This is a genomic window from Microtetraspora malaysiensis (assembly GCF_001528665.1).
Taxonomy (GTDB): domain Bacteria; phylum Actinomycetota; class Actinomycetes; order Streptosporangiales; family Streptosporangiaceae; genus Microtetraspora_A; species Microtetraspora_A malaysiensis.
In genome coordinates this window covers 201,678-226,674 of record NZ_BBYJ01000012.1, presented here as the reverse complement: position 1 = coordinate 226,674, position 24,997 = coordinate 201,678, and the positions used below count along the sequence as shown (strand labels likewise).

Genomic DNA, 24,997 nt, shown 5'->3' with positions numbered 1-24,997 from the left:
ACGCAGCTGCCGTAAACGTTTACACAGCCGCTGACGAGGTGACATGTGGCCGAAGGCCCCACGATCAACACGATCGCTCGGCATGCCGGGGTGTCCATCGCCTCGGTCTCCCGGGTCCTCAACGGGTTACCGACCCGCGAGGAGACGGTCCGCCGCGTGTTGCGCGCCGCCGAGGAACTCGGCTACGTCCCCAACTCCGTGGCCCGGTCACTCAAGAGCCGGCGCACGAACCAGGTCGCGTTCGCGATGGCCGACATCGGCAACCCGGTCTATCTCGCGATGGTGCGGGAGATCCAGCCGGTGCTCCGCGCCGCGGGCTACCGTCTCCTGCTGCACTCGACCGACGCCGACGTGGCCGACGAGCTGGACGTGCTGCGCGGGCTCGGCGAGCGGTACGTCGACGGCCTGATCATGATCCCGCTGCGGGTCACCGAGGGGCACCTGAGCGCACTGGCCGCCGCCCGCGCCCCCGTCGTCGTCATCGGCTCGGTGCCCGAGGGCGCCGGCGTCGACAACGTGCGGACCGACTCGCGCACCGGCGTCCGGCTCGCCCTCGACCACCTGTACGGCCTCGGCCGCCGCCGGATCGCGTTCGTCAACGGCCCGGCCGACACCGTCCCCGGCGCCGCGCGGGCCGCCGCCTACCGTGAGGCGCTCGACGCCCTCGATCTGCCGTACGACGAGGATCTCGTCGAGGTCGGTGACTTCTATCGGGCGGAGGGCGCGCGGGCCGTACGGGCGCTCCTGGACCGCGCGGGCGACGTGGACGCGCTGATGTGCGCCAACGACCTGATCGCGCTCGGCGCGCTCGACGTCCTGCGCCGCGCCGGGCGGCGCGTCCCCGAGGACGTCGCCGTCGTCGGCATGGACGACACCGACCTCGCCGCGGTCGCCTGGCCGTCGCTGACCAGCGTGTCGCTCGGCTCGGCCCGCCGCGGCCGCGCCGCCGCCGAACTGCTGCTCGACCGCCTGGAGAACGGCGAGCGGGAGCCGCGGGTCGTCACCGTCGAGCCGCGCCTCGCCGTACGCGCCTCGACGGTCGGCGCGCGGGCGGCCGAGGAGTACGGAGAGAACGGAGCGGCCGGAGAGGCCGGAGACGGCGGGGAGGGCGCGCGGGAGGCCGGGCGTACCGCCGGTGAGGAGGGGATCCGATGACGCTCACAGCAGCCCGGCCCGCCGGAACCCGGCGGCGCCCCGCGCGGAGCCGGTCGGGGGGCAGGGAGACCTTCCTGCTGCTGCTCCCGGCCCTCGTGCCCGTGCTCGTGCTCAGCGTCGGCCCGCTCCTCTACGGCATCCTGCTCGCGTTCACCGACGCCCGCTCGGGGCGGAACACCGAGACGTCGTTCGTCGGCCTGGCGAACTTCGGCGACCTGCTCGCGGACGGCGACTTCTGGGAGTCGTTCCGCATCGGCATGGTGTGGGCGGTCTCGGTGACCGTGCTGCAGTTCCTCGCCTCGCTCGGGCTCGCCCTGCTGCTGAACCAGGATCTGCGGCTGCGCGGGTTCGCCCGGGTGCTCGCGCTGGTGCCGTGGGCGATGCCGCCCGTGGTCATCGGCCTGATGTGGCGGCTCGTCTACCACCCGGACGCGGGCATCCTCAACGCCGTCCTCGGCACCGACGTGGACTGGCTCAACGACTTCTCCGTGGCGCTTCCCGCCGTGATCCTCGTCGGCGTCTGGATGGGGATGCCGCAGACGACCGTCGTCCTGCTCGCCGGGCTGCAGAACGTCCCCAAGGAGCTGTACGAGGCCGCCGGAGTGGACGGCGCGGGCGTGTGGCGGCGCTTCTGGAACATCACCCTGCCGCAGCTCCGGCCCGTGATCGTCGCGATCACCTCGCTCGACTTCGTCTGGAACATCAACCAGTTCAGCCTCGTCTACGTGCTGACCCAGGGCGGGCCGGGCGGGCGGACGCGGCTGCCGATGCTGTTCGCCTACGAGGAGGCGTTCCGTTACGGCTTCTTCGGGTACGCGGCGACCCTCGGCGTCGCGATCACGATCGTCGTCCTGGCCGTGCTCGGCCTGTACCTGTGGCGCCAGATGAGGGAGGCCGACTGAGATGGGAGGCTCGACGGTGCGCACCGCCCTGAAGTACCTCGCCCTGCTGGGCTACCTCGTCTTCCTGGCGTTCCCGCTCGCGTGGCTGCTGTCCACCGCGCTGAAGACGCCGCAGGAGATGGCGAGCCTGGACCCGACGTGGATCCCGCGCAATCCGACGCTGGCCAACTTCGCCGACGCCTTCGGCGAGCAGGACATCGTGGGAAGCGCCGCGCGCAGCATGGTCGTCGCGCTCGCGAGCGCCGTGATCACCGTGCTGGTGGCGCTTCCGGCGGCGTACGCGCTGGCGCGGTTCCGGAGCACCCTGAACAAGGTCGCGATCGGGTGGGTGCTGGTCAGCCAGGTCTTCCCGGTCATCCTGATCATCATCCCGCTGTTCATGGTGCTGCGCCGGCTGGAGCTGGTGAACACGCTGCCCGGGCTCGCCCTCGTGCACGTCACCTTCACGCTGCCGTTCGCCCTCTGGATGCTCCAGGGCTACGTGCGCGCCATTCCCCGTGAACTGGAGGAGGCCGCGTCCGTGGACGGGGCGGGGCGGCTGCGGGCGCTCGCCAGCGTCGTCGCGCCGCTGCTCGTCCCCGGCGTCGTGGCGACCCTGCTGTTCGCGTTCATCTCGTCCTGGAACGAGTTCCTGTTCGCGCTCGTGGTCCTCAAGGACCCCGAGGTGGCCACGCTGCCGCTGACGCTGGTCAAGTTCACCGGCCCGGAGGGCGTCGTACGGCTGGGCCCGCTCGCGGCGGCCTCGCTGCTGGCGACGATCCCGAGCCTGGCGTTCTTCGCGATCATCCAGCGGCGGCTCAGGTCCGGCCTGATGGCGGGCGCGGTCAAGGGATGAGATCCCCGAGTTTCTCAAGTTCCTCGAATTTCACCAGATATCCCCTGAGTTCCCCCCAGTTCCCCGATAGGAGAGTCACATGAGGCGTTGGAGTGCCGCGCTCGCGGTGGCGGCCGTCGTTCTGGCCGCCGGATGTTCGAGCGGGGGAGGCGACGGCGACGGCGCCGCTTCCGGCGAGCCGGTGAAGCTGCGGTTCCTGAGCCTGGCCTGGCAGAAGGAGTCGATCACCGCCAACAAGCAGCTCGTCGACGAGTGGAACAAGGCCAACCCCAAGATCCAGGTCGAGTACGTCCAGGGAAGCTGGGACAACGTCAACGACCAGCTCGTCACCTCGTTCGAGGCGGGCGACGCGCCGGACGTGATCCACGACGACTCGCCCGCCCTGTCCGGGTTCGCGGCGCGCGGCTTCCTGCTCGACCTGTCGAGCTCGCTGCCGTCCGAGCTGAAGAGCGACATCCCCCAGGCCGCCTGGGACACCGTCACCTTCGGTGACGGCAAGGGCGGCCAGGGCGTGTACGGCGTGCCGTTCCTGCAGGAGTCGCAGGTCCTCTACGCCAACAAGAAGCTCCTCGACGCGTCCGGCGCCCGGATGCCGACCCCCGACGAGCCGTGGACCTGGGACGAGTTCGCCGAGGCGACCAAGAAGATGACCAAGAGCGGCGCGTACGGCGTGGCCTGGCCGATGAAGTCGCCGGTCAACAAGGTGCTCACCCTCGGGCTCAACTTCGGCGGCACCTTCTTCACGACTGAGGGCGGCAAGACCCGGGTCAAGGTCGGCGCCGAGGAGCGCGAGGTGCTGAGCCGCATCCACGACCAGCTCTACAAGGACAAGTCGGCCGACCCGTCGGCGCTCGGCATGGGCACCGCCGACCCGCTGCCCGGTTTCTTCGGCGGCAAGTACGCGATCGTGCCGGCGGGCGTCTACCTGCGCCAGCAGGTCGCCGAGCAGGCGCCCGACGGGTTCGAGTGGGTCACCCTGCCGCCGCTGAAGGGTGTCACCGCCGAGCAGGGCGCCACGTCCCAGACCCTGTCCGTGGCGGCCGACAGCAAGCACGCGCAGGAGGCCGTGAAGTTCATCTCGTTCTTCCTGAACGGCCCCAACCAGGCCAAGCTCGCCAAGGGCGACTGGCTGCTCCCGACGAGCACCTCGGCGGCGGCCGACCCCGCCATGACCCAGAAGGAGAACTTCTGGGACGTCGCCACCGCCTCGGCCAAGAACCTCGTGGTCGCGCCGTACCTCAAGGTGGACGGCTACGACGAGTGGAAGAGCAAGGTGGCCACGCCGGCGCTCCAGGAGTACTTCGCGGACAAGATCAGCCTCGACGAGGTGGCGAAGCGCCTCGTCGAAGAGGGCGACAAGGTCCTGGAGCGGTACGGACGGTGACGGTTCCTCTCGCGCCCGCCGGATCGCCGCGCGACCGCGCCCGGGGGTGTCTGCTCGGTCTCGCGGCCGGCGACGCCCTCGGCGCGCCCGCGGAGAACATGACGCCCGAGGCCATCGCCGCGCGCTGGGGCGTGCTTTCGGAGGTCGAGGGCGGCGGCACGGACGACACCGAGTACAGCCTGTTCGCCGCGTCCCTCCTCCTCCGCCACGGCCACGCGCTCACGTCGCGGGACGTCGCCGAGGCGTGGCGCGCCGAGATCGTGGCACGGCTCGATGGGCCCATGCGCGGCGCCGGGTTCTCCGAGCTCGGCACCGTGCAGGCGCTCCGCCGCGGGCTCGGTCCGCCGCTGAGCGGGCGGTGGCACCCGCACGGCTGGTCCGACGGCCTGGCCATGCGCGCCGCGCCGTACGGGATCTTCGCGGCGGGCGACCCCGATGAGGCGGCGCGGCTGGCCGAGATCGACGGGCGGGTCAGCCACAGCGGTGAGGGCGTCCTCGGCGGCCGGGCGGTCGCGGCGGCGGTGGCGGTCGCGATGACCGGCGCCGCGCCGGACGAGGTGGTCGAGGCGGGGCTCCGGGCGGTCCCCGAGGACTCCTGGACGGCCCGTGCCGCCAGGAAGGCCCTCGCGATCGCCCGTGACACAAGGGAGAGGATCTCCCGCGAGGAGTTCGCCCGCGTCCTGCACGACTCGGTCGTGGTGAAGCACTATCCGTGGACCGACCTGGCCCCGGAGGCGGTCGCGCTCGCCTTCTCCGCCTATGTCAGGGGCGGCGGAGAGGTCGAGGCGGCCGTGGTCACCGCGGCCAACCTGGGCCGGGACGCCGACACGACGGCCGCGATCGCGGGCGCGCTGGCGGGCGCGGGCGCCGGCGAGGCGGGCGTGCCCGAGCGTTGGGCACGCCGGGTCGGGCCGGTCGCCGGCCGCTGCCTGCCCGTTGTCGCGGGCCGGCATGTCCTGGACGCCGCCGACGCTCTGACGGGTCGCCCGCAGGGCGGCCCGGCTGACGGCCGAACCGACGGGCCCGCGGGCCCGTCCGGCGTCGGATGACCCTGGAAGGGATGAAGAAGAGCATGTCATCGGGGGGCGGCGGCACGCTGCCGCCGGAGGAGGACCGGATTCTCGGCGCCTTCGCCGGCCTCGCCATCGGCGACGCCGCGGGCTGGCCCGCGGCGCGCCACCGGTCGCTGCGGCTGGCGCCGTGGAGCAGGCGGCTGTACCGCGAGCTGGACGCGTTCGCCGAAGAGCGCCAGGTGACCACGCTGCCGGTGCCGTTCGCGCTGAACCAGCCGGTCGAGCCGCTGGCGCTCGGACCGTCCGACGACGCCGAGTGGCTCGCCTGGACGGCGGCGACGATCCACGAGGATCGTGCCGAGGCGTTCGGACGGCTGGCCCAGCGCGACGACCTGCGCGCCCGGATCTCCGTCTGGTCCGCGCTCGACAACCTCGCCGCCGGCCTCGGGCCGCCCGCGAGCGGCCACGACAACCCGCACTTCTTCGACGACGCGGCGGCGGTCCGGGCGGTGGCGTTCGGTGCCGCCGGAATGGACCCGGTCGCCGACGCCGAGGTCACCAACTCAGGTGACGGCGTGCTCGGGGCGGTGGCGGTCGCGACGGCGGTCGGCGCGCTGGTGAGGGGCGCGCCGATGCGGGAGGCGGTGGACGCCGCCGTCGCCGCGCTCCCGGAGGACACGGCGATCGGGCACGCCGCCCGTGCGGCGGTGGCGGTGGCGCGGGAGCACGGCGACCCGTTCTCCGCCGTGCCCGCGCTCGACGCGGCGCTGCTCGACCACGTCTACAGCTACGGTGTCACCGCCGCCGAGACCGTCCCGATCGCGCTGGCGCTCGCCGACGCGGCCGGGCCGGCGTTCGGCGCGGCCGTGTCGGCGGCGGCCTGCCTGGCGTCGGTCGCGGACTCGGCGCCCGCGCTCACCGGCGCGCTCGCCGGTGCGTACGCCGGATACGAGGCGCTGCCGCGGGCGTGGCGGGAGACCGCGCGCACGCTGGCCGGGTGCTGCCTGCCGGAACTGGCCGGAACGGACCTGCTCGACGTCGCCCGGACCCTGGCGTCCGGCGGCCCGCAGGGGAGCCAGGCACAGGGCGCCACATGACAGAGCAGTTCGCTGCAAAGCGGTTCAACACGGAACGGTTAGACACAGAGGGGGACGGCATGACGCCGCTTGAGGACAGAGCTGTCGGCTGCGTGGCCGGGGCGGCGGTCGGCGACGCGCTCGGGGGCGCGACCGAGGGCTGGACGCCGGAGCAGATCCAGGTGCGTTACGGAGGCCTCGTCGAGGGCGTGGTCCCGCCGTACTACGCGGACTGGCGCAACGCGCGGCCGATCGCGCCGTACCACAAGGGCGACGGCCATGTGACCGACGACACACTGATGACCCACGCGCTGATCCGCGTGTACGAGCGGGTGGGCGGCCACCTGGACGCCTACGCCGCCGCCGAGTACCTCGTGCCCGAGATGATGGGCGAGAAGCGCTGGATCCCCGAGCTGGAGACCGAGGCGCTGCCGCTGCAGCGGGTGTTCCTGGCCGAGAAGTGGCTCGCCCTGCGGCTGCACTACGGCCACGTGGACCCGCGTGAGGCGGGCGTCGGCAACATCGTGAACTGCGGCGCGGCCATGTACATGGCGCCGGTGGGCGTCGTCAACGCGGGCGACCCCGACGGCGCGTACGCCGAGGCGATCGACCTCGCGGGCGCGCACCAGTCCAGCTACGGCCGGGAGGCGGCCGGTGTGCTCGCCGCCGCGGTCGCCGAGGCGATGCGCCCGGGGGCCACACCCGACTCCGTCGTCGCGAGCTGCCTGCGGCTCTCCCGCGACGGCACGCGCGCGGCCATCGACGCGGTGTGTTCGGCGGCGCGCGACCTCGGCCATTGGGAGGGATCGTTCGAGACGCTGCGCGCCGCCATGCGGCCGTACGACACGGTGGCCGACACCTACCGCGACCAGGGGCTGGGCGCGCGTCGTCCGAGCCGGGTGCACAGCATCGAGGAACTGCCGCTCGCCCTGGCCTTTCTGCTGATCGCCAAGGGGGACTATCGCGAGACCGTGCTGGGCGGGGTGAACTACGGCCGGGACGCCGACTCGATCGCCTCCATGGGCGGCGCGATCGCCGGGGCGCTGGGCGGGCGGTCGGCCGTGCCGGCCGCGTGGATCGAGGAGGTGTCGGCGGCGAGCAGGACCGACCTCGTCACGCCCGGCTTCGCCCTCGCGTCGGTGGCGCGCCGGGTGCGCGCGGCCGACGCCGAACGCCGCCGGGCGGCCGACGCCGCGTTCGCCGAGCTGCTGGCCGGGGACGGATCATGATGCGGCTCACCTGGGTCCAGCCGGAGGACCTGGTGGGCCACGAGCTGCGCCAGGCCGCCGAGGACGGCAGGGAAGACCTGCCGGGGGTGCGGGAGATCGCGGCCCGCTGGCGCGCGGCCGGAGGGCACGACGCGCCGCCCCGGGCGGGCGCCTCGCCGCAGGCTCCGCCCGTACGGCTGCGCCGCCTGGCGGAGGACCTGCTCGACGAGCTGGCGGCGATCCCCTCGCCGTTGCCCGAGCCGTCCGGCTGGGACGAGATCGTCGCCGCCTGCCCGGACTGGCCGGCGGCGCGCGGGAACATGACGGGCGGGCAGGGACCCGATGGGCAGGAACGCAGCGGGCAGGGACCCGGGCGGAGGGCCGCCGACCCGGCCCGGGTGCTCGGCGCCTGGCAGGGACGGGCCGCCGGGTGCGTCCTCGGCAAGCCGGTGGAGAAGATCCCCCGCGAGGGCATCAGGGAGATCGCCGAGTCGACCGGCAACTGGCCGATCCGCGGCTGGTTCACGGCCGTGGGCCTGCCGCCGGAGGTCGGGCTCAGGTGGCCGTGGAACCGGCGCAGCGCGGTCAACAGTCTCGCGGAGAACATCGACGGGATCCCCGAGGACGACGACCTCAACTTCGCGCTGCTCGCGCTCGCCCTGCTGGAGCGGTACGGCAGGGGCTTCACGACGGCGGACGTCGCGCAGATGTGGCTGGACGAGCTGCCCGGCGGCCGGGTGTTCACCGCCGAGCGGGTGGCGTACCGCAACCTGCTGATGGGCATCGAGCCCGAGCCGTTAGGCGCGCGGGACGTGGAGCCGGGGCCGGCGACCGCCACCTACCGCAACCCGTTCCGGGAGTGGATCGGGGCCCTCATCCGGGCCGACGTGTACGGCTGGGCCAACCCGGGAGACCCGGCGACGGCGGCCGAGTTCGCCTGGCGCGACGCCCGGCTGAGCCACACGGCGAACGGCCTGTACGGCGCGATGTTCACCGCCGCCATGTGCGCGCGGTCCCTGGACGCCTCCTCGGTGACTGAGGTGGTCGAGGCGGGCCTGTCGGTGATCCCCGCCGGATCCCGGCTGGCCGCCGCCGTACGGGACGCCGTGGACGTGGCGGGCGCGGAGCCGGACTTCGAGCGGGTCGTGGACCACCTGCACGCCCGGCACGGCCGCCTGCACTGGGTCCACACGATCAACAACGCCGCACTGATCGCGGCGGCGCTGGTCCACGGGAAGGGGGACTTCACCGCCTCGATCGCGGGCGCGGTCGCGGCCGGCTGGGACACCGACTCGGCGGGCGCGACCGTCGGCTCGATCGTCGGCGGCCTGAACGGCGGCGTGCCCGGGCAGTGGTCCATGAAAGACCGCCTGACCAGCAGCGTCACCGGATTCGACGGCATCGCCCTGGGGGAGCTCGCCCGGCGGACCGGGTTGATGGCAGGGTAAGCGGGATAAAGGTGACGATCCTGGAGGAAACATCGTGATCTCGGTGTTCGGCAGCGCCAATATGGACCTGGTGGCCTACGTACCGTCCGCTCCCAAGCTGGGCGAGACCGTGGCGGGGCGTGCGTTCCGTACGATCCCCGGCGGCAAGGGCGCCAACCAGGCGGTCGCCGCCGCGCGGGCGGGTTCCCAGGTGGCGTTCGTCGGCGCCGTCGGCGACGACGCCTTCGGCCCGGAGCTGCGCGGGGCGCTGTTCGAGGCGGGCATCGACACCAGCAGGCTGCGGGTCGTGCCCGGACCGTCCGGGATCGCGCACATCGTCGTGGAGGACAGCGGCGGCAACTCGATCATCGTCGTGCCCGGCGCCAACGGCTCCGTCACCGGCTGCTCTGCCGAGGACATCGAGATGATCGCCCGCTCGCGCGCCCTGCTGCTGCAGCTCGAACTGCCGCTGGAGGGGGTCGTCGAGGCCGCCCGCGCCGCCCGTACGGCCGGCGTCCCCGTGATCCTCACCCCCGCCCCCGTCGTGGAGCTGCCCGACGAGCTGCTCGGCGCCGTGGACCTGATCGTGCCCAACGAGCACGAGGCCGCCGCCATCACCGGCGCCGCCGACCCCGACGACGCGCTCAAGGCCCTGCTCGACCGCGTCCCCGAGGCCGTGATCACCCTCGGCTCCCGGGGCGCGCTGTACGGCTCGCGCGCCGGGGACCGGCTGCTGGTGCCGGCCGTGCCGGTCGAGGCGGTGGACACTACGGCGGCCGGCGACACGTTCGTCGGCGCGCTCGCCACCGCGAGGTCCGAGGGCCGCTCCCCGGCGGACGCGCTGCGCTTCGCCTCCACGGCGGCGGCGCTGTCCGTCCAGCGGGAGGGCGCGAGCACGTCCATGCCCAGCCGCGCCGAGATCGACGCGGCGCTCACGTGACCGAGGGGCCGCGCGGACGCGGGTTCCCTCCCGTCCGCGCGGCCCCCGACGCGATCGCCGGGGGCGGCCCCGGTGCGCGAAACCCACTGGAGGAACGAATGACCGCCCCCGCCACGCCGCCTCTGTCGGGCGTACGCGTACTCGACCTGGCGACGCTGTTCGCCGGGCCGATGGCCGCGATGCTGCTCGGCGACTACGGCGCGGACGTGATCAAGGTCGAGCATCCGGCGAAGCCGGACCCCTCACGCGGCCACGGGCCGGAGGGGCTGTGGTGGAAGATGCTCGGCCGGAACAAGCGCGTGATCACCCTCGACCTGTCCACCCCCGACGGCCAGGACCTGCTGGCCGAGCTGGCGCGGGACGCGGACGTGGTGATCGAGAACTTCCGGCCGGGCACGCTTGAACGGTGGAACCTCGGCTACGACCGGCTGAGCGCGGCCAACCCCGGGCTGGTGCTCGCCCGGGTGACCGGCTTCGGGCAGTTCGGCCCGTACGCCAGGAGGCCGGGGTTCGGCACGCTGGCCGAGGCGATGAGCGGCTTCGCCGCGATGACGGGGGAGCCGGACGGCCCGCCGACGCTGCCGCCCTTCGGCCTGGCGGACGGCATCTGCGCGCTCGCCACCGCGTTCTCGATCATGACCGCGCTCAAATCGGGCCGCGGCCAGGTGGTGGACATGTCGATCATCGAGCCGATCCTGAGCGTCCTCGGCGCGCAGCCCACCGTCTACGACCGGCTCGGCGTCGTGCCCCCGCGCACCGGCAACCGGTCGGTCAACAACGCGCCGCGCAACACGTACCGGTGCGCGGACGGCTCGTGGGTGGCCGTCTCCACCTCCGCCCAGAACATCGCCGAGCGCGTGATGCGGCTGGTCGGCCGTCCCGAGTTCATCGACGAGCCGTGGTTCACGACCGGCGCCGGCCGGGTGCGGCACGCCGACGAGCTGGACGGGGCGGTGGCGGCCTGGGTGGCCCGGCACACCCGCGACGAGGTGCTCGCGGCCTTCGAGGAGGCGCAGGCCGCCGTCGCCCCCGTCTACGACGTACAGGACGTCATGGCCGACCCGCAGATCGCCGCGCTCGACGCGATCACCACCGTCGAGGATCCCGAGCTGGGGCCGCTGCGGATGCAGAACGTCATGTTCCGGCTGTCGGAGACGCCGGGGGCGATCCGCTGGACCGGCCGCCCGCACGGCGCGGACACCGACGAGGTGCTGGGCGCGCTCGGCCTGCCGCCCGCCCGGATCGCCGAGCTGCGTGAGAAGGGGGTCGTGTGACGGATCACAGCCCCGCCGGGGTTGACTCGGCGTGTCAAGGGGATCATCAGGCGGCAGAAGAAGCCGTGAGGAGTGACCCCATGCCCCCGACCACGCCCCCGACCATGCCGCCCGGACCCGGTGCCGCGCCGCGGTTCCAGCCGCTCACCTTGTTGTACGTCCCCGCCGACCGGCCGGACCGGGTCGCCAAGGCGCTCGCCACGGACGCCGACGTCGTCATCGTCGACCTGGAGGACGCGGTCGCGGCCGAGAACAAAGGCCGGGCCAGGGCCGAGACCGTCGCCCTGCTCGCCACGCCGCAGCCCCGGGTCCAGATCCGGGTGAACGACGTGCGCACGCCGTACGGGCGGGCGGACCTGCACGCGCTGGCCGCCCTCGTCACGGGGACGTGCGGCGTCCGGCTGCCGAAGGTGGAGTCGGCGGCGGAGGTGCAGGAGATCGCGGCGGCGCTGCCCGGCGTGTCCCTGCACCCGCTCATCGAGTCCGCCCTGGGGCTGGAACGCGCCTTCGAGATCGCCACCGCCTCCGACGCGGTGGCGAGCGTCGGGCTGGGCGAGGCCGACCTGCGCGCCGATCTCGGCGTGAGCGGTGACGGCGGGCTGGCCTGGGCGCGCTCCCGGATCGTGGTCGCCGCCCGCGCGGCCGGGCTGCCCGCGCCCACCCAGTCGGTGTACCCGGACGTCCGGGACCTCGCCGGGCTGGCCGCGTCCTGCCTGGAGGGGCGCGCGGCCGGGTTCCGCGGCCGGACGGCGATCCACCCCGCCCAGCTGCCGGTCATCGTGGACGCGTACCGGCCCACCGAGGCCGAGATCGCCGCGGCCCGCGAGGTGCTCGCGGCGGCCGGGCAGGGTGCGGTCGCCCTGCCGGACGGCCGCTTCGTGGACGAGGCCGTGGTGCGGCAGGCCCGCCGCGTCCTGGAGCTCTCCCCGGGGGATCCGGTGGCGGGCCCGCCCGCCGAGCCACCCGGCGAGGTGCCCGGTGCCGGACCGCGAGACCGTCTCGGCCGCCACCGCGTGCCGAGACACGCCGGAGGGTAGGGGCACGGGAGACCCCGCGTGAGAGGACCCCGCCGTGAACCCCGCCGACTCTGCCGCCGTAAGCCGGACTCCTGAGGCGCGTACCGGGGGGAGCGCCGGCGAACCCGGCGGCCGGGGCCGTCCGGCCCGGGTCAGGATCGCGAGCGCGCCGGTCAGCTTCGGCGTGTACACGACGGAGGGCGCGCCGATCGCCCCCGACGAGATGCTGGCGATCATGCGGGCCGCCGGATACGACGGGACGGACTCCGGCCCCATCGGCTATCTCGGCACCGGGGCCGAGCTGGCCGATCGGCTCGCCCGGTACGGCCTCGGCCTGGCCGGCGGCTGGGTGGACCTCCGGTACGGCGACGCCCGCGGGTTCGCCGAGGACCTGGCCGCGCTGGAGGCCGCCCTGGACGTGTTCGCCGGGGTCCCGGTGGACGACCCCAGGTTCGCGCCCCGGCCGACGCTCGCCTGCCCGCCGAACCCGGCGCGGTTCGCCCGGCCCGGCGCACCGGTCGATCGGGAGCTTCAGCTCACCCCGGAGGAGTGGCCGGGGTTCGCCGCACGGGTGCGCGAGGCCGCCGCGCGGTGCCGCGACCGGGGCCTCGAACCCGTCTTCCACCCCCACCTCGGCACCGACGTGGAGACCGAGGAGGAGGTCGAGCGGCTGCTCGACCTGACCGACGTGTCCCTCTGCCTCGACACCGGGCACCTGTGGCTCGCGGGCGGCGACCCGGTGGCCGCGATCGGACGCTGGGCCGGCCGGATCCGGCAGGTCCACGTCAAGGACGCCTCCCGCGACACGCTCGCCCGCGTACGCGCCGCGGGCGGCGACCTGGCGGAGGCCGTCCGCCGGGGCGCCTTCCCGCCGCTCGGCGCGGGCGACCTCGACATCGAGGCCGTGGCACGCGCCCTGGAGCGGGCCGGCTACGAGGGATGGGTGGTCGTCGAGCAGGACGTCCCGGCCACCGGCCGGGATCCGAAGATCGCGGCCGCCGACCAGATGGCCAACCGGGAGCGGTTGAACCGGGCGGGACTGGTCGGCGGCCGCGCGCCTACCGCTGCACCGGCGCCGCGAGGGCGCGGGTGACGGAGGCGAGTTCGTGCCAGCGGGCGGACAGGACGTCCGCCGCGCCGGGGATCAGGGCGGAGCCGGTGTCGAGCAGGTCTGCCCACAGCGACCGGCCGACGACGAAGCCGCTCGCGCCGGAGGCGCACGCGACGGCCACCTGGCGGACGACGGCCCCGAAGTCCTGCCCGCCGGACAGGATCGTCCACGGGAGTGTCCCGGCCGCCGCGTTCAGGTCGTCGCAGGCGGCGCGTGCGACGGCGTGTCCCGCGACGGCGTCCACCCCGGCGGGGAAGGCGAGCTTGAGGAAGTCCGGCGTGCGGCGCGCCACCTCCGCCACGACGTCGAGCTGACGACGGCGCAGCGATTCGGCCGGCTCCTCCCGGTCGCGCGGCGCCACCAGGACCTCGGCCATGACGGCGAGGCCCACCGCGTGGAAGTCCGCGATCACTCGTTCGAGCAGCGCGAACCGGCCGGCCGACCCGGCGTCGTCCAGGTCCTCCACCCACATGAGCTTGATCGCGTCCGCGCCGGCCGCCGCCACGGTCGCGGCATCCCTTCCGTTCGCGATCAGGCGCTCCGCGGGCACGGGCGCGGTGGGCGCGGTCTGTCGCTCCAGCCCGACGATCAGGCCGGACGGCGTGACGACGTCGCGGGACAGGCAGGCGGGCGCGCCGTGCTCGACGTCGACGAGCACGGACGAGGGGAGGTCGCGCAGCGCGGCGACGATGTCCGCCTTGGGGCGGGCCAGGCCCGCCGCGTCCGGGACCGGCGCGACCGGCCAGGCGTCGGGGCCGTGGTCGACGGCGAGCGACAGCATCCGGCCGGACGGGTCGAGAACCCGCTGCACGGCGAGGCGGCGCCGCCCGGCGTCCGGCAGCCCGGGGACGCGCGGCGCGGCGGGGGCGCGGCGCGGGCCGACCGACGGCGTGCCGTACGGCGGGTCCTCGCTCCAGCGGCGCTCGGGGCGGGCGGCGAGCGCGCGGACGGCCGTCGCGCACAGGCCGAGGAACCCGTCCGGGTCCCAGGCCGCCCGGCCGACGAAGAGGCCGTCCACCTCAGCGCTGCGGGCCAGCTCGTCCACGTTGCCGGAGTTGACGCTGCCGCCGTAGAGGACGACCGGGTCGGCCTGGCCGAGATCCTTCAGCACCGCGCGCACCGCCGCGTGGACCGGCTCGACCTCGGGCAGCGTCGCCGCCCGTGAGCCCTCGCCGATCGCCCAGACCGGCTCGTACGCCACCAGGACCCGGTCGCGGTCCTCCGGGCGGACCCGGGCGAAGGCGGACCGGACCTGCCCGGTCACGTGTTCAAGCGCCCGGCCCTCGTCACGGATCGCCTGGGTCTCGCCCACGCACAGCATGACCCGCATGCCGTGCTCCAGGGCCGCGCCCACCTTGGCCGCGACCAGGTCGTCGGTCTCGTGGTGGTCGCGGCGGCGCTCGGCGTGGCCGATCTCGACCAGCGCGGCGCCCGTCTCGGCGATCATCGCGGCGCTCACGTCGCCGGTGTGCGCGCCGTCGGGCCAGGGCGAGGTGTCCTGCGCGCCGACGAGGACCGGCGAGCCGCGCAGCGCCCCGGCGACCCGGTTCAGGTGCGTGTACGGCGGGATCACGAAGAGCCGAAGCGGCCCATGGTGGCCCGGCCACCCCGCGGCGAGGGCGGCGGCGAACCGCTCGGCCTCCGCCACGGACTTGGTCATCTTCCAGCTCGTGCCGATCCAGAACTCTCTGCCGGACATACCTGTTCTCTTCCTCATCCCCACGTTGTCTTCGCGCCGTCCACGATCAGCCGGAACCGCTCGTAAGCGTCGGTCATCCGCCGCCGGCCCGCCTCTTCGGGCACGTAGGTCTCCAGTTCTCGCACGGTGGCCGCGACCGCCTCGGGCAGGTCGGCGTACATGCCGGCTCCGACGCCCGCGACCATGGCCGCGCCCAGCGCGCCGACCTCCCGGGCCGACGTCGTGGTCACCGGCAGCCCGAGCCCGTCGGCGAACATCTGCAGCCAGGTCGCGCTGCGGGTCGCCCCGCCGCTGATCCGGGCCGCGTCCACCGTGAAGTGCGAGCACAGCGCGTCGGCGTGCCAGCGGTGGTTGTGGACCACGCCCTCGTACAGCGCGCGCACCAGGTGGCCGCGGGTGTGCCAGCCGCGCAGGCCCACGAATCCGGCGCTGGCCGCCGCCCCCTCGGGCGAGCCGTACAGGAAGGGCAGGTAGGTGACCTCGGACGGGCCGTCCAGGACGGCGTCCACCTCGTGCGACAGCCGGGTGAAGACCTCGTCCGCCTGCCCGGCCTCGCGCAGCTCGGCCCCGCACAGCGACTGCACGAACCATTCGAGGTTCGTCGCCGAGGCGGGGGAGAGCGCCATGTTCAGCCAGTGGCCCGGCTCGACGAAGCTGCGGTTGTACCACGACCGGCTGGGCGCGGGCGCGTCGCTGACCACCTGGTTGATGCTGTAGGAGCCGGCGACCACCGAGAGCGTGCCCGGCCGGTGGACCCCGGTGGCCAGCGCGCACGCGTCCACGTCGTGCAGACCCGACACCACGGGCGTCCCCGCCCGCAGGCCGGTGCGGCGGGCGGCGTCCGCGGTCACCGCGCCGGCCACCTCGTGGCTGTTCACGATCGGCGGCAGCAGGTGCCGCCACCGGCCCAGGCCGTACGCGTCCACGACGGCGTCGGACCAGGTCTGGGTGTACGGGTCGGTGAACGACTGGCTGGCCTCGGTGGGATCGGTGCTCACCTCGCCGGTGAGCCACGCCTTCAGCAGGTCCTTGCAGCCGATGACGGCGGCGGTGCGCGCGACGACGTCGGGCTCGTGCTCGGCGAGCCAGGCCAGCACGGTGGCCGGACTGGGCGCCCACGGACGCTGCCCGCTGGCGGCGAAGGCGCGCTCGGCGGTGCCGTCCCGCTCCCAGCGGTCCAGCAGCGGCTGGGCCCTGCTGTCCAGCGACAGCACGCCGGGCCGGGTCGGGACGCCGTCCGCGTCGACGAGGTAGAGGCCGTCGCCGTGCCCGGTCAGCCCGACGGCGACGACCTCCTCGGGCGGGACCAGCGCGGCGATCTCGCCGAGCACGGCGTCGAACGCGGAGCGCAGGGCGGCGAGGTCCCGCTCGACATGGCGCGGGGCGGGAGTCTCGGCGCGCAGCCGGGCCGAGGCGCGCGCGACCTCGGCGCCGGACCGGTCGAACACGACGGCCTTCAGGACGGTGGTGCCGGCGTCGACTCCCAGCAGGAGCGGGGAACCCGGGCGGTGGGCGGACACGCGTCAGCCGATCTCGCTGAGGCGGCGGATGTAGGCGCGGTATCCGGCGACGTCACGCTCGACCCGCTCCACGTCCCAGCCGCAGTGCTCGGCCAGCACGGCGCCGATCCGCTCCAGCGCCGGGACGCCCAGGTCGGGTTCGAGGCCGATCATGGTACGGCGGGCGACGACGTCGGCGATCGTGGTGGCGAACTCCTCGCGCACGGCGAAGACGACCTGCGCCGCGATGGTGCCGGTCGCCTCGTCCACGACCTCGGCCAGGCGCGGGTCGGCGGCGGCGAGCGCGGCGACGTCGGCCGCACGGGTGCCGTACACGCGGACCAGGCGCTCGGCACTCGCGGCGGGCAGGCCGGACGACGCGGTGAACTCGCGCGCGAACGCGTCAAGGTCGAGGGCGCGGGCCCCGGGCAGCCGCATCCGGGCGGTGGAGCTGCGCCGCCGCGTCCAGCGGCGCGACAGGCGCGGCAGGCGGGGGCCGCGCCGGGCCATGATCTCGTCCACGGCCTCCTCGGCGAGCCCGCGGAACGTGGTGAGCTTGCCGCCGATCACCGAGATCAGGCCGATCACGTCGGGGGCGTGGTCCACGAGCAGGTGCCGCCGGGAGATGTCGCCCTCCGGCTTGTCCGCGTCGTACGGCAGGGGCCGTACACCGCAGTAGCTGTAGCGGACGTCCGCCGGAGTGAGCCGGGCGGAGGGGATGATCCGGTTGGTCTCCTCCAGGATGTAAGCGAGCTCCTCCTCGTCGCTGCGTACGGTGTCGAGGTCGCCGTCGAAGCGCAGGTCGGTGCTGCCGATGAGATAGCGGCCGAGCCACGGGATGACCATCAGCGGCCGGCCGTCGCGGTGCGCCTCATAGTAGAACGCCTGGTCGGGCGCGCCGGGGAACGGGTCAACGACGTAGTGGCTGCCCTTGGTGCCGCCCATGCGGCGCACGCCCGCGCGCTCGCCGAGCGCGGCGGCCAGCGTCTCGTCCACCCAGGGGCCGGAGGCGTTCACGACGACGGGGGCGGCGATCTCGCGGCGCTCGCCGGTGAGCCGGTCGGTGAAGCCGACCCCGCGCACCCGGTCGCCGGAGAGGAGGATCTCGTCTACCTGGGCGTAGGTCAGCACGGTGGCGCCTTCGGCGGTCGCGGCGAGGGTGGTCTCCAGGACCATCCGCTCGGCGAACTCGACCTGCGCGTCGTAGTAGGCGGCGCCGCCCTGCAGGCCGTCCGGGCTGAGGCCGGGGCACAGCCGCAGCAGCTGGTCCTTGGAGTAGACCCGGTGGTGGTCCACCGTCTTGTCGAAGCTGAGCACGTCGTAGGCGACCATGCCGAGCCGCAGGATAGCCTTGCCGTGCGAGTTGCCCCGGTAGAACGGGAGGACGAACCGCAGCGGCTTGACCAGGTGCGGGGCGGCCTGCAGCAGCCACTCGCGCTCGCGCAGGGACTCGCGGACCAGCCGGACGTCCTTCTGCTCCAGGTACTTGAGCCCGCCGTGCACCATGCGGCTCGACCAGGACGATGTGCCGGAGCCGACATCCCCCTTGTCCAGCAGGGCCACCCGCAGCCCGCGCGCCGCCGCGTCCCAGGCGATGCCGGCGCCGTTGACGCCCGCGCCGACGACGACGAGGTCGACGCCGCGGGCGAGCCGGCCGAGCGCCTCGGCGCGCCGCCGCAGCAGCGCCTCCGGCGCGCCGGCGGTGTCCCGGGTCAGCCCGTCCGGCGCGGACGGGTACGCGGACGAGGGCGCTGCGGACATGGTCGGGTCCGGCTGGTTCATAGCTCGTGTCACCTTGGTCGGTCGATTCGACATGGCCGGGGCCCCCGGGAGCGGGGCTGCGGTCGTACGTCCGGCGGGGCGGGGCGCGGACTGAACGCCTCTCCAGGACGCTACATCACATCTTTCGTGTGACATACGGCAGTATCAGATGTGAAAAATATACCTGTCAATGTCTTGTTCCGGTGAAATTAACCATCTAACGTGTCCCATCAAGCAGCGACGCTGTTAGATCTACGTCAACCTCGCCACATCGGAGTCAGCGTGAACGGTTCGCTTGAGTGCCGGGATCTCACGAAAAGCTTCGGAGGTCTCCCCATCCTGCGCGGCGTGAGCCTGCGGCTGGAGCCCGGCACGGTCACCGTGCTGGCCGGTGAGAACGGCGCGGGCAAGTCCACGCTACTCAAGATCATTTCTGGTCAGCTCCGCCCGGACTCGGGCGAGGTCCTCTCCGGCGGCGAGCCGCTCGCCTCGGGCGACGTTCACGCCGCACGCGGCGCCGGCATCGGCATCGTCCCGCAGGAACTCGCGCCGATCCCCGACCTGTCCATCTACGAGAACCTCTTCGTGGGCAGGGAGAAGCGGACCAGGACCGGCCTGCTCGACCGGCGCGGCATGATCAAGGCCGCCCACGAGATGCTCACCGTCTTCGGCATCGACCTCGACCCGCGCACCCCGATGCGCCGGCTGTCGGTCGGCATGACCCAGCTCGTCGAGATCGTCAAGAACACGTCGTGGGGCGCGCGCGTCGTGCTCCTCGACGAGCCCACCTCCGCGATCTCCGACCGCGAGGTCGATCGGCTCTTCACACTGATCGACCAGCTCCGCGGGCGCGGCGTGGCCATCGTCTACACCACGCACAAGATGGCGGAGATCCAGGCGGTCGCCGACCGGGTCGTGGTCCTGCGCGACGGCAAGCTCGTCGCCGACGAGCCGCTGTCGGCGCTCTCGGAACACGACATCGTCCAGCACATGATCGGCAGGGAGCTGTCGGAGCTCTTCCCCGCCCGGCCGGAGCCCCGGGCGGAGGTCGCCCTCCGCGTGGCCGGCGTCCGGCGCGAGGGAGCGCCGCCGGTGGACCTGGAGGTGCGCGCGGGGGAGATCGTCGGACTCGCCGGCCTGATCGGCGCCGGCCGCACCGAACTGCTGGAGACCCTCTTCGGCGTACGCGGCCGCACCGGCGGTGAGATCGAGGTCGCCGGTCGGCGGCTGCGGCCCAACCGGGTGACGGACGCGATCGCCGCCGGCGTGGCGCTCGTGCCCGAGGACCGCAAGGGCGCGGGGCTGGTCCTGTCCATGGACGTGCTCGACAACGGCTCGCTGCCCCACCTGAAGGCGTTCTCCGTCGCCGGATGGCTCCGTCCCAAGGCACGGGCCGGGGCCGTCGGCGAGTGGGGACGGACACTGGGTCTGCGCAGCCGGGGGCTCTCCCAGGAGGTGCAGACCCTCTCGGGCGGCAACCAGCAGAAGGTGGTCCTCGGCCGCTGGCTCTCCGGCGACGTCAAGGTCCTCCTGCTGGACGAGCCCACCCGCGGCGTCGACATCGGCGCGCGGAGCGAGATCTACCGTGCGATCACCCGGCTCGCCGAATCCGGCCTCGCCGTGCTGATGGCGTCATCCGACATGGGCGAGGTCATCGGGCTGTCCCACCGGCTCCTGGTCATGCGCGGCGGCGGGGTCGTCGCCGAGCTGGACCGCCGCGCCATGGACGCGCCGGACGTGCAGGAGCGGATCTTCCGGCATGCCGCGGGCCTCAACGTCGCTTAAGAACCACTGATCCAAGGAACCCACCGTGAACGTAGCCGCGCCCAGCACTACTGGGCAGAATTCGCCCGCACAGCCGCCGGAACGGCGCGGTCCCGCCCTCGGCCGCGCCGGCGAGGCCGTACGGGAGTGGGCGATCCGCAATCCCATGGTCCTCGTCATGGTCCTGGTGATCCTCTACTTCCTGTACATGAGCGACCGCTTCGGCACGGTGGGCAACCTCCAGACCATCGCGATCGCCGCCGCGCCGTTCGCGCTCATCGCCCTGGGCCAGACGCTGGTGATCCTGACCGGCGGCATCGACCTGAGCGTGGGCAGCGTCATCGCCGCCAGCGCCATGACGGCGGCCCTGGTCGTGAAGGACCACCCCGAGCGGATGTGGCTGGCCGTCCTGGCCGCCGTCCTGGTCGGTGTGGCCGTCGGCGCGGTCAGCGGCTTCGCCGTCTCCCGGCTCGGGGTGCCGCCGTTCGTGGCCACCCTGGGCATGATGACGGTCGCCTCGGGGCTCGCGTACGTGCTCGGCAACGGCGCCCCCATCAACGGCCTGCCGCCGGGTTACTCGGCGATCGCCAACACCAAGGTCTTCGGCATCGACCTGCCGGTCATCATCATGATCCTTGGGTTCGCGATCATGATCGTGCTGATGTCGCGCACGACTTACGGCCTGCGCGTCTACGCGGTGGGCGGCAACCCGCTCGCGTCCCGGATCGCCGGCCTCAACGTGAACCGGACGCTGTTCAGCGTCTATGTGATCAGCGGCGGGCTCGCCGGGCTCTCGGGAGTGATCCTCTCGTCCCGCGTCATCTCCGCGTTCCCCAGCCTCGGCGCGGGCTACGAGCTCGACGCCATCGCCGCCGTCGTCATCGGCGGGGCCAGCCTCATGGGCGGCCGCGGCACCGTCTGGGGCACCATCCTCGGCCTGTTCCTGATCCAGACCCTGAACAACGGCCTGGACCTGCTCATCGTCCCGTCCTACTGGCAGAAGGTGATCAAGGGCGTGCTCATCATCGCCGCCGTCGCCCTCGACGTCTGGGTCGTCCGGCGCCGATCGCGCTGACCCCGGACCACGCCGTGGAACCCGGCGACAGGTCATCACCCAACCCCTCTTCGGGCGGCCCGCCGCCCGCACTCCTCAGCAAGGGAAGTACGCGCATGTTCAAGAAGATCCGGGCTGCCGCGGTGATCACCGCGGTGCTGGCCCTCGGTGCCGCCGGCTGCGGTGCCGGCGACTCCGGCTCCGGAGGTGGGAGCGGCAAGGTCAGGATCGGCGTCACCGTCTACGACATGACCTCCTTCATCACCCAGGGCAAGGAAGGCATGGAGGCCTACGCCAAGGCCCGCGACGTGAACCTCACCTGGCTGAACGCCGGAGGCGATGTCAACACCCAGGCCAGCCAGATGGAGCAGCTCATCAACGCCGGCGTGGACGCGATCGTGATCGCCCCGGTGCAGGCCGACTCCCTCAGCCCGCAGATCGCCCAGGCCACGGCGAAGAACATCCCCGTCATCGCGGTCAACACGTCGCTGAAGGACACCGGCTCGCTGGCCGCCACCGTGCTCCCCGACGACGTCGCGGCGGGCGCGCAGGAGATGCAGCAGATGGCCGACAAGCTCGGCGGCAAGGGCAACATCGTCATCCTGCAGGGCCCGCTCGCCTCCTCGCCGGAGCTCGACCGGACCAAGGGCATCATGCAGACCCTGGAGAAGTACCCCGACATCAAGGTGCTCGCCAAGGACACCGCCAACTGGAACCGCGACGAGGCGGTCAACAAGACCAAGAACTGGCTGTCCAGCTTCGGCGACCAGCTCAACGGGATCGTGGCCGAGAACGACGACATGGCGCTGGGCGCCCTGCGCGCGCTCAAGGAGGCCGGCAAGTCCCTGCCCGTCGTCGGCATCGACGGCATCCAGGACGGCCTGCAGGCCGTCAAGAGCGGCGAGCTGATCGGCTCCTCCCTCCAGCACGGCCGGGTCGAGATGGGCGCCGGTCTCGCGGTGGCCCTCCGTGTGGTCAAGAAGGAGAGCTTCCAGAAGACCAACACGTACGTGATGCCGGCCATCACGCCGGAGAACGTCGACAAGCTCCTCGACCACGTGGTCACGGGCAAGGACGCCTTCCTCGCCAAGCTTCCGGATCTTGTTGACAAGAACCTGCAAAGCGGCAACATCGCGAACGAGGAATGACCGAGTGAGCGGGGCGGTCACGGCCGCCCCGCGCACGTCGTACGGACGGGACCGGCACGGTCCCGTCCATGGAGCGGATGCGAGGTTCGGTTCAGTGGGGAACAGCACGGAGTCCCTGGACGGCACGGGGCACGGACGGCCCAGCCGGCAGCAGGCGAGGTGGGACCGGATCGCGGAGTACGTGATGCAGCACGGCTCCGTCCGCATCGAGGAGCTCAGCGAGCAGCTCGGCGTCAGCGTCATGACCATCCATCGCGACCTGAGCGAGCTGGAGAGCAAAGGGCTGCTGCGCAAGACGCGCGGCCAGGCCACCGCGGTCGCGACCAGCCTGGTCGAGGCGAGTACGGCGTACCGGGGGTCGCGCAACCGCGACAGCAAGCGCGCCCTGTCGGCCGCCGCACTCGAGATGATCGAACCCGGTGAGGCGGTCGTGCTCGACGACTCGACCACGATCGTGCCGCTCGCCGAGCGGCTCGTCGAGCGTGCTCCCCTGACGGTGATCACACCGTCGTTGCACCTGATCAAGATGATGACCCGGCAGCCCGGCATCACGCTGCTGGCGCTGGGCGGCCAGTACTACGAGTGGGCCGACGCGTTCCTCGGCCGCGTCACCGTGGCGTCCGCCAGGGAGCTGCGCGCCGACGTGTGCGTCATGTCCACCGCCGCGATCGTCGGAGACGTCTGCTACCACCAGATGGAGGAGATCGTCACGGTGAAGCAGGCGCTCCTGGAGTGCGCCGAGCGCAAGATCCTGCTGGCCGACCACACGAAGTTCTCGCGGCGAGCCCTGCACGCGCTCATGCCGCTGACCAGCTTCGACGTCGTCATCGTGGACGAGCAGACCCCGGCCGCCGAGGTGGAGCGGCTCCGCGGCAAGGGGATCAACGTGGTCGTCGCGCCGCCCGTTCCATAGAAGGCGCCGACCGCCGACCCGCCGGCCCCAGCGGCCGGCCTACCGACTGGAGGATGTGATGACGCGCCTGTACAACGACCCCCGCGCGTTCGCCGACGAGATGCTCGCGGGCTTCGCCGACGCCCACTCGCGTTACGTGACGCGGGTCCCCGGAGGCGTGGTGCGGGCCGCGGAGACGCCGGCGGGCAAGGTCGCGGTGGTCGTCGGCGGCGGCTCCGGGCACTACCCCGCGTTCTGCGGGGTGGTGGGCGCCGGCTTCGCCGACGGCGCGGTGGTGGGGCACGTCTTCACCTCGCCCTCCACCCAGGACGCGGTCTCGGTCGGCCGGGCGGCCGCCTCCGACGCCGGGCTCCTGTTCATCACCGGCAACTACGCCGGCGACGTCATGAACTTCACCCTCGCCCGCGACCGGCTGGCGGCCGAGGGGGTGGACGCGCGGGTGCTGTTCGTCACCGACGACATCGCCAGCGCGCCCGCCGACGAGGCCGGGAAGCGGCGCGGCATCGCGGGGGACTTCGTCGTCTTCAAGGTCGCGGGCGCCGCCGCCGAGGAGGGCTACTCCCTCGACGAGGTGGAGCGGGTCGCGCGGCACGCCAACGACCGCACCCGCACGCTCGGCGTCGCCTTCGGCGGCTGCACCCTGCCGGGTGACCCGGCGCCGCTGTTCTCGGTCCCCGCCGGGCGGATGGGCGTCGGCCTGGGCATCCACGGCGAACCAGGCATCTCGGAGGAGGAACTGCCGAGCGCGCGCGACCTCGCCCGGCGGCTGGTGGACGGCGTGCTCGCCGAGGTCCCGGCCGACGGTGAGCGGCGCCTCGGCGTGATCCTGAACGGCCTCGGCACCACCAAGCACGAGGAGCTGTTCATCGTCTGGCGTTCGGTGGCGGAGCTGCTGGCCGAGCGCGGGTTCACCGTGGTCGAGCCCGAGGTCGGCGAGCTGGTGACCAGCCTCGACATGGCCGGCTGCTCGCTCACCGTCGTCCCGCTCGACGACGAGCTCGAACGGCTGTGGCGGGCTTCGGCCGACACGCCCGCGTACCGGAAGGGCGCGGTGGCCGCCGCGCCGGCCGGTGTCCGTCGCCGCGCCGAGCAGGCGTCCGACGCGGGGCAGGAGGTCGAGCGGGCCGGGTCGGCCGCGTCGCGCGCCTGCGCGGTGACGGCGGTCCGCGCGCTCGGCGCGATGAGCGAGCGGTTGCGCGAGGCCGAGGCTGAGCTGGGCCGGATCGACGCGGTCGCCGGCGACGGCGACCACGGCCGGGGGATGGTCAACGGCGTGAGCGCCGCGCTGAAGGGCGCGACCACGGCCGCGGGCCGGGGCGCGGGAGCCGGGTCGGTCCTGGCCGCCGCGGGCGACGCCTGGGCCGCGAAGGCCGGGGGCACGTCCGGCGTCCTGTGGGGCGCGATCCTGCGCGCCGTCGGTGACGAGCTGGGCGACCAGGGCGACGAAGTCCCGGCCGCCCGCGTGGCGGCGGCGGTCCGGGCCGGGGTCGCCGAACTGCGCCGCCTTGGCAAGGTCGAGGTCGGCGACAAGACGATGCTCGACGCGCTCGCGCCCTTCGCCGACGCGCTCGACGCGGGCGTCGCGGCCCACCGTCCGCTGGCGGACGCCTGGGCCGAGGCCGCCCAAGCCGCCGGGCGCGCGGCCGAGGCGACGGCGGCGCTGCGGCCCAGGGTCGGCCGGGCGCGGCCGCTCGCCGAGAAGAGTGTCGGGACGCCTGACGCCGGGGCCCTGTCGATGGCGATGTGCCTCGACGTCGTGGCCCGCGAGCTCGCCGCTGAGTGATCTCTACTCCAAGCGCGAAGAAGTGTGAAATGTAC

Annotated in this window: 20 protein-coding genes; 17 read left to right on the top strand and 3 right to left on the bottom strand. The window is 73.5% G+C overall.

What is annotated here, in order from left to right:
- The first annotated feature begins 45 nt into the window (after positions 1-45).
- The 12 genes from AWQ71_RS17365 (at position 46) to AWQ71_RS17310 (ending at position 13,323) form a co-directional block, all read left to right on the top strand.
- Positions 46-1,155 (top strand): LacI family DNA-binding transcriptional regulator, encoded by a 1,110-nt coding sequence (locus tag AWQ71_RS17365; RefSeq protein ID WP_084258976.1) that lies wholly within the window; start codon positions 46-48, stop codon positions 1,153-1,155.
- Positions 1,152-2,057, top strand: a complete 906-nt coding sequence (locus AWQ71_RS17360; RefSeq protein WP_067134349.1) for a carbohydrate ABC transporter permease — start codon at positions 1,152-1,154, stop codon at positions 2,055-2,057. The genes AWQ71_RS17365 and AWQ71_RS17360 overlap by 4 nt, the downstream gene beginning before the upstream one ends.
- A gap of 16 nt (positions 2,058-2,073) precedes the next feature.
- Positions 2,074-2,892, top strand: coding sequence for a carbohydrate ABC transporter permease (locus tag AWQ71_RS17355; RefSeq protein WP_157570400.1), 819 nt, complete (start codon positions 2,074-2,076; stop codon positions 2,890-2,892).
- A gap of 79 nt (positions 2,893-2,971) precedes the next feature.
- On the top strand, positions 2,972-4,276 hold the full coding sequence (locus AWQ71_RS17350; protein ID WP_067134344.1) for an ABC transporter substrate-binding protein: 1,305 nt from the start codon (positions 2,972-2,974) through the stop codon (positions 4,274-4,276).
- Positions 4,273-5,325 carry an ADP-ribosylglycohydrolase family protein gene (locus AWQ71_RS17345; protein ID WP_067134342.1) on the top strand — a complete coding sequence of 351 codons (1,053 nt, stop codon included), beginning with the start codon at positions 4,273-4,275 and terminating at the stop codon, positions 5,323-5,325. Before AWQ71_RS17350 ends, AWQ71_RS17345 begins: the two co-directional genes overlap by 4 nt.
- Before the next feature lie 11 nt (positions 5,326-5,336).
- Positions 5,337-6,386 (top strand): ADP-ribosylglycohydrolase family protein, encoded by a 1,050-nt coding sequence (locus AWQ71_RS17340; protein WP_245658338.1) that lies wholly within the window; start codon positions 5,337-5,339, stop codon positions 6,384-6,386.
- A 59-nt stretch (positions 6,387-6,445) separates the two neighbouring features.
- Positions 6,446-7,594 carry an ADP-ribosylglycohydrolase family protein gene (locus AWQ71_RS17335; RefSeq protein ID WP_067134340.1) on the top strand — a complete coding sequence of 383 codons (1,149 nt, stop codon included), beginning with the start codon at positions 6,446-6,448 and terminating at the stop codon, positions 7,592-7,594.
- A complete protein-coding gene (locus AWQ71_RS17330; protein WP_067134339.1) occupies positions 7,591-9,021 on the top strand; it encodes an ADP-ribosylglycohydrolase family protein in 1,431 nt (476 codons plus the stop codon). Before AWQ71_RS17335 ends, AWQ71_RS17330 begins: the two co-directional genes overlap by 4 nt.
- A 34-nt stretch (positions 9,022-9,055) precedes the next feature.
- A complete protein-coding gene (gene rbsK, locus AWQ71_RS17325; RefSeq protein ID WP_084258974.1) occupies positions 9,056-9,940 on the top strand; it encodes a ribokinase in 885 nt (294 codons plus the stop codon).
- A gap of 98 nt (positions 9,941-10,038) precedes the next feature.
- Positions 10,039-11,214, top strand: coding sequence for a CaiB/BaiF CoA transferase family protein (locus tag AWQ71_RS17320; protein WP_067134336.1), 1,176 nt, complete (start codon positions 10,039-10,041; stop codon positions 11,212-11,214).
- Between the two features lie 80 nt (positions 11,215-11,294).
- On the top strand, positions 11,295-12,251 hold the full coding sequence (locus tag AWQ71_RS17315; protein ID WP_067134333.1) for an HpcH/HpaI aldolase/citrate lyase family protein: 957 nt from the start codon (positions 11,295-11,297) through the stop codon (positions 12,249-12,251).
- 34 nt (positions 12,252-12,285) lie between these two features.
- Positions 12,286-13,323 carry a sugar phosphate isomerase/epimerase family protein gene (locus AWQ71_RS17310; protein ID WP_245658337.1) on the top strand — a complete coding sequence of 346 codons (1,038 nt, stop codon included), beginning with the start codon at positions 12,286-12,288 and terminating at the stop codon, positions 13,321-13,323.
- Here the strand turns inward: AWQ71_RS17310 and tpiA are convergent.
- Genes tpiA through AWQ71_RS17295 form a run of 3 tightly spaced genes read right to left on the bottom strand, consistent with a single transcriptional unit; the run spans position 13,289 to position 18,321 of the window.
- Positions 13,289-15,040: a triose-phosphate isomerase gene (gene tpiA / locus AWQ71_RS17305; RefSeq protein ID WP_067134330.1), complete on the bottom strand. Its 1,752-nt coding sequence runs from the start codon at positions 15,038-15,040 to the stop codon at positions 13,289-13,291. The genes AWQ71_RS17310 and tpiA overlap by 35 nt on opposite strands.
- A 14-nt stretch (positions 15,041-15,054) precedes the next feature.
- A complete protein-coding gene (locus AWQ71_RS17300; protein ID WP_084258973.1) occupies positions 15,055-16,560 on the bottom strand; it encodes an FGGY-family carbohydrate kinase in 1,506 nt (501 codons plus the stop codon).
- A gap of 3 nt (positions 16,561-16,563) precedes the next feature.
- Positions 16,564-18,321 (bottom strand): glycerol-3-phosphate dehydrogenase/oxidase, encoded by a 1,758-nt coding sequence (locus AWQ71_RS17295; RefSeq protein WP_218001822.1) that lies wholly within the window; start codon positions 18,319-18,321, stop codon positions 16,564-16,566.
- Positions 18,322-18,648: 327 nt separating this feature from the next.
- Between AWQ71_RS17295 and AWQ71_RS17290 the strand changes: the two genes are divergently transcribed.
- From AWQ71_RS17290 to AWQ71_RS17270, 5 genes are all read left to right on the top strand, one after another.
- On the top strand, positions 18,649-20,085 hold the full coding sequence (locus AWQ71_RS17290) for a sugar ABC transporter ATP-binding protein (RefSeq protein ID WP_218001821.1): 1,437 nt from the start codon (positions 18,649-18,651) through the stop codon (positions 20,083-20,085).
- A 25-nt stretch (positions 20,086-20,110) separates the two neighbouring features.
- Complete coding sequence (locus tag AWQ71_RS17285; RefSeq protein WP_067134327.1) at positions 20,111-21,139, top strand: ABC transporter permease; 1,029 nt, start codon at positions 20,111-20,113, stop codon at positions 21,137-21,139.
- 95 nt (positions 21,140-21,234) lie between these two features.
- Positions 21,235-22,266, top strand: coding sequence for a substrate-binding domain-containing protein (locus AWQ71_RS17280; RefSeq protein ID WP_067134324.1), 1,032 nt, complete (start codon positions 21,235-21,237; stop codon positions 22,264-22,266).
- Positions 22,267-22,360: 94 nt separating this feature from the next.
- On the top strand, positions 22,361-23,179 hold the full coding sequence (locus tag AWQ71_RS17275) for a DeoR/GlpR family DNA-binding transcription regulator (RefSeq protein WP_067134321.1): 819 nt from the start codon (positions 22,361-22,363) through the stop codon (positions 23,177-23,179).
- A 58-nt stretch (positions 23,180-23,237) separates the two neighbouring features.
- Positions 23,238-24,962 (top strand): dihydroxyacetone kinase family protein, encoded by a 1,725-nt coding sequence (locus AWQ71_RS17270; protein ID WP_067134318.1) that lies wholly within the window; start codon positions 23,238-23,240, stop codon positions 24,960-24,962.
- The last annotated feature ends 35 nt before the right edge of the window (positions 24,963-24,997 follow it).

Coding starts and splice junctions, on each gene's coding strand:
- AWQ71_RS17320 (WP_067134336.1), top strand. CDS start 10,039: ATGACCGCCCCCGCCACGCCGCCTCTGTCGGGCGTACGCGTACTCGAC.
- AWQ71_RS17295 (WP_218001822.1), bottom strand. CDS start 18,321: ATGAACCAGCCGGACCCGACCATGTCCGCAGCGCCCTCGTCCGCGTAC.
- AWQ71_RS17360 (WP_067134349.1), top strand. CDS start 1,152: ATGACGCTCACAGCAGCCCGGCCCGCCGGAACCCGGCGGCGCCCCGCG.
- AWQ71_RS17315 (WP_067134333.1), top strand. CDS start 11,295: ATGCCCCCGACCACGCCCCCGACCATGCCGCCCGGACCCGGTGCCGCG.
- tpiA (WP_067134330.1), bottom strand. CDS start 15,040: ATGTCCGGCAGAGAGTTCTGGATCGGCACGAGCTGGAAGATGACCAAG.
- AWQ71_RS17270 (WP_067134318.1), top strand. CDS start 23,238: ATGACGCGCCTGTACAACGACCCCCGCGCGTTCGCCGACGAGATGCTC.
- AWQ71_RS17350 (WP_067134344.1), top strand. CDS start 2,972: ATGAGGCGTTGGAGTGCCGCGCTCGCGGTGGCGGCCGTCGTTCTGGCC.
- AWQ71_RS17330 (WP_067134339.1), top strand. CDS start 7,591: ATGATGCGGCTCACCTGGGTCCAGCCGGAGGACCTGGTGGGCCACGAG.
- AWQ71_RS17335 (WP_067134340.1), top strand. CDS start 6,446: ATGACGCCGCTTGAGGACAGAGCTGTCGGCTGCGTGGCCGGGGCGGCG.
- AWQ71_RS17340 (WP_245658338.1), top strand. CDS start 5,337: ATGAAGAAGAGCATGTCATCGGGGGGCGGCGGCACGCTGCCGCCGGAG.
- AWQ71_RS17280 (WP_067134324.1), top strand. CDS start 21,235: ATGTTCAAGAAGATCCGGGCTGCCGCGGTGATCACCGCGGTGCTGGCC.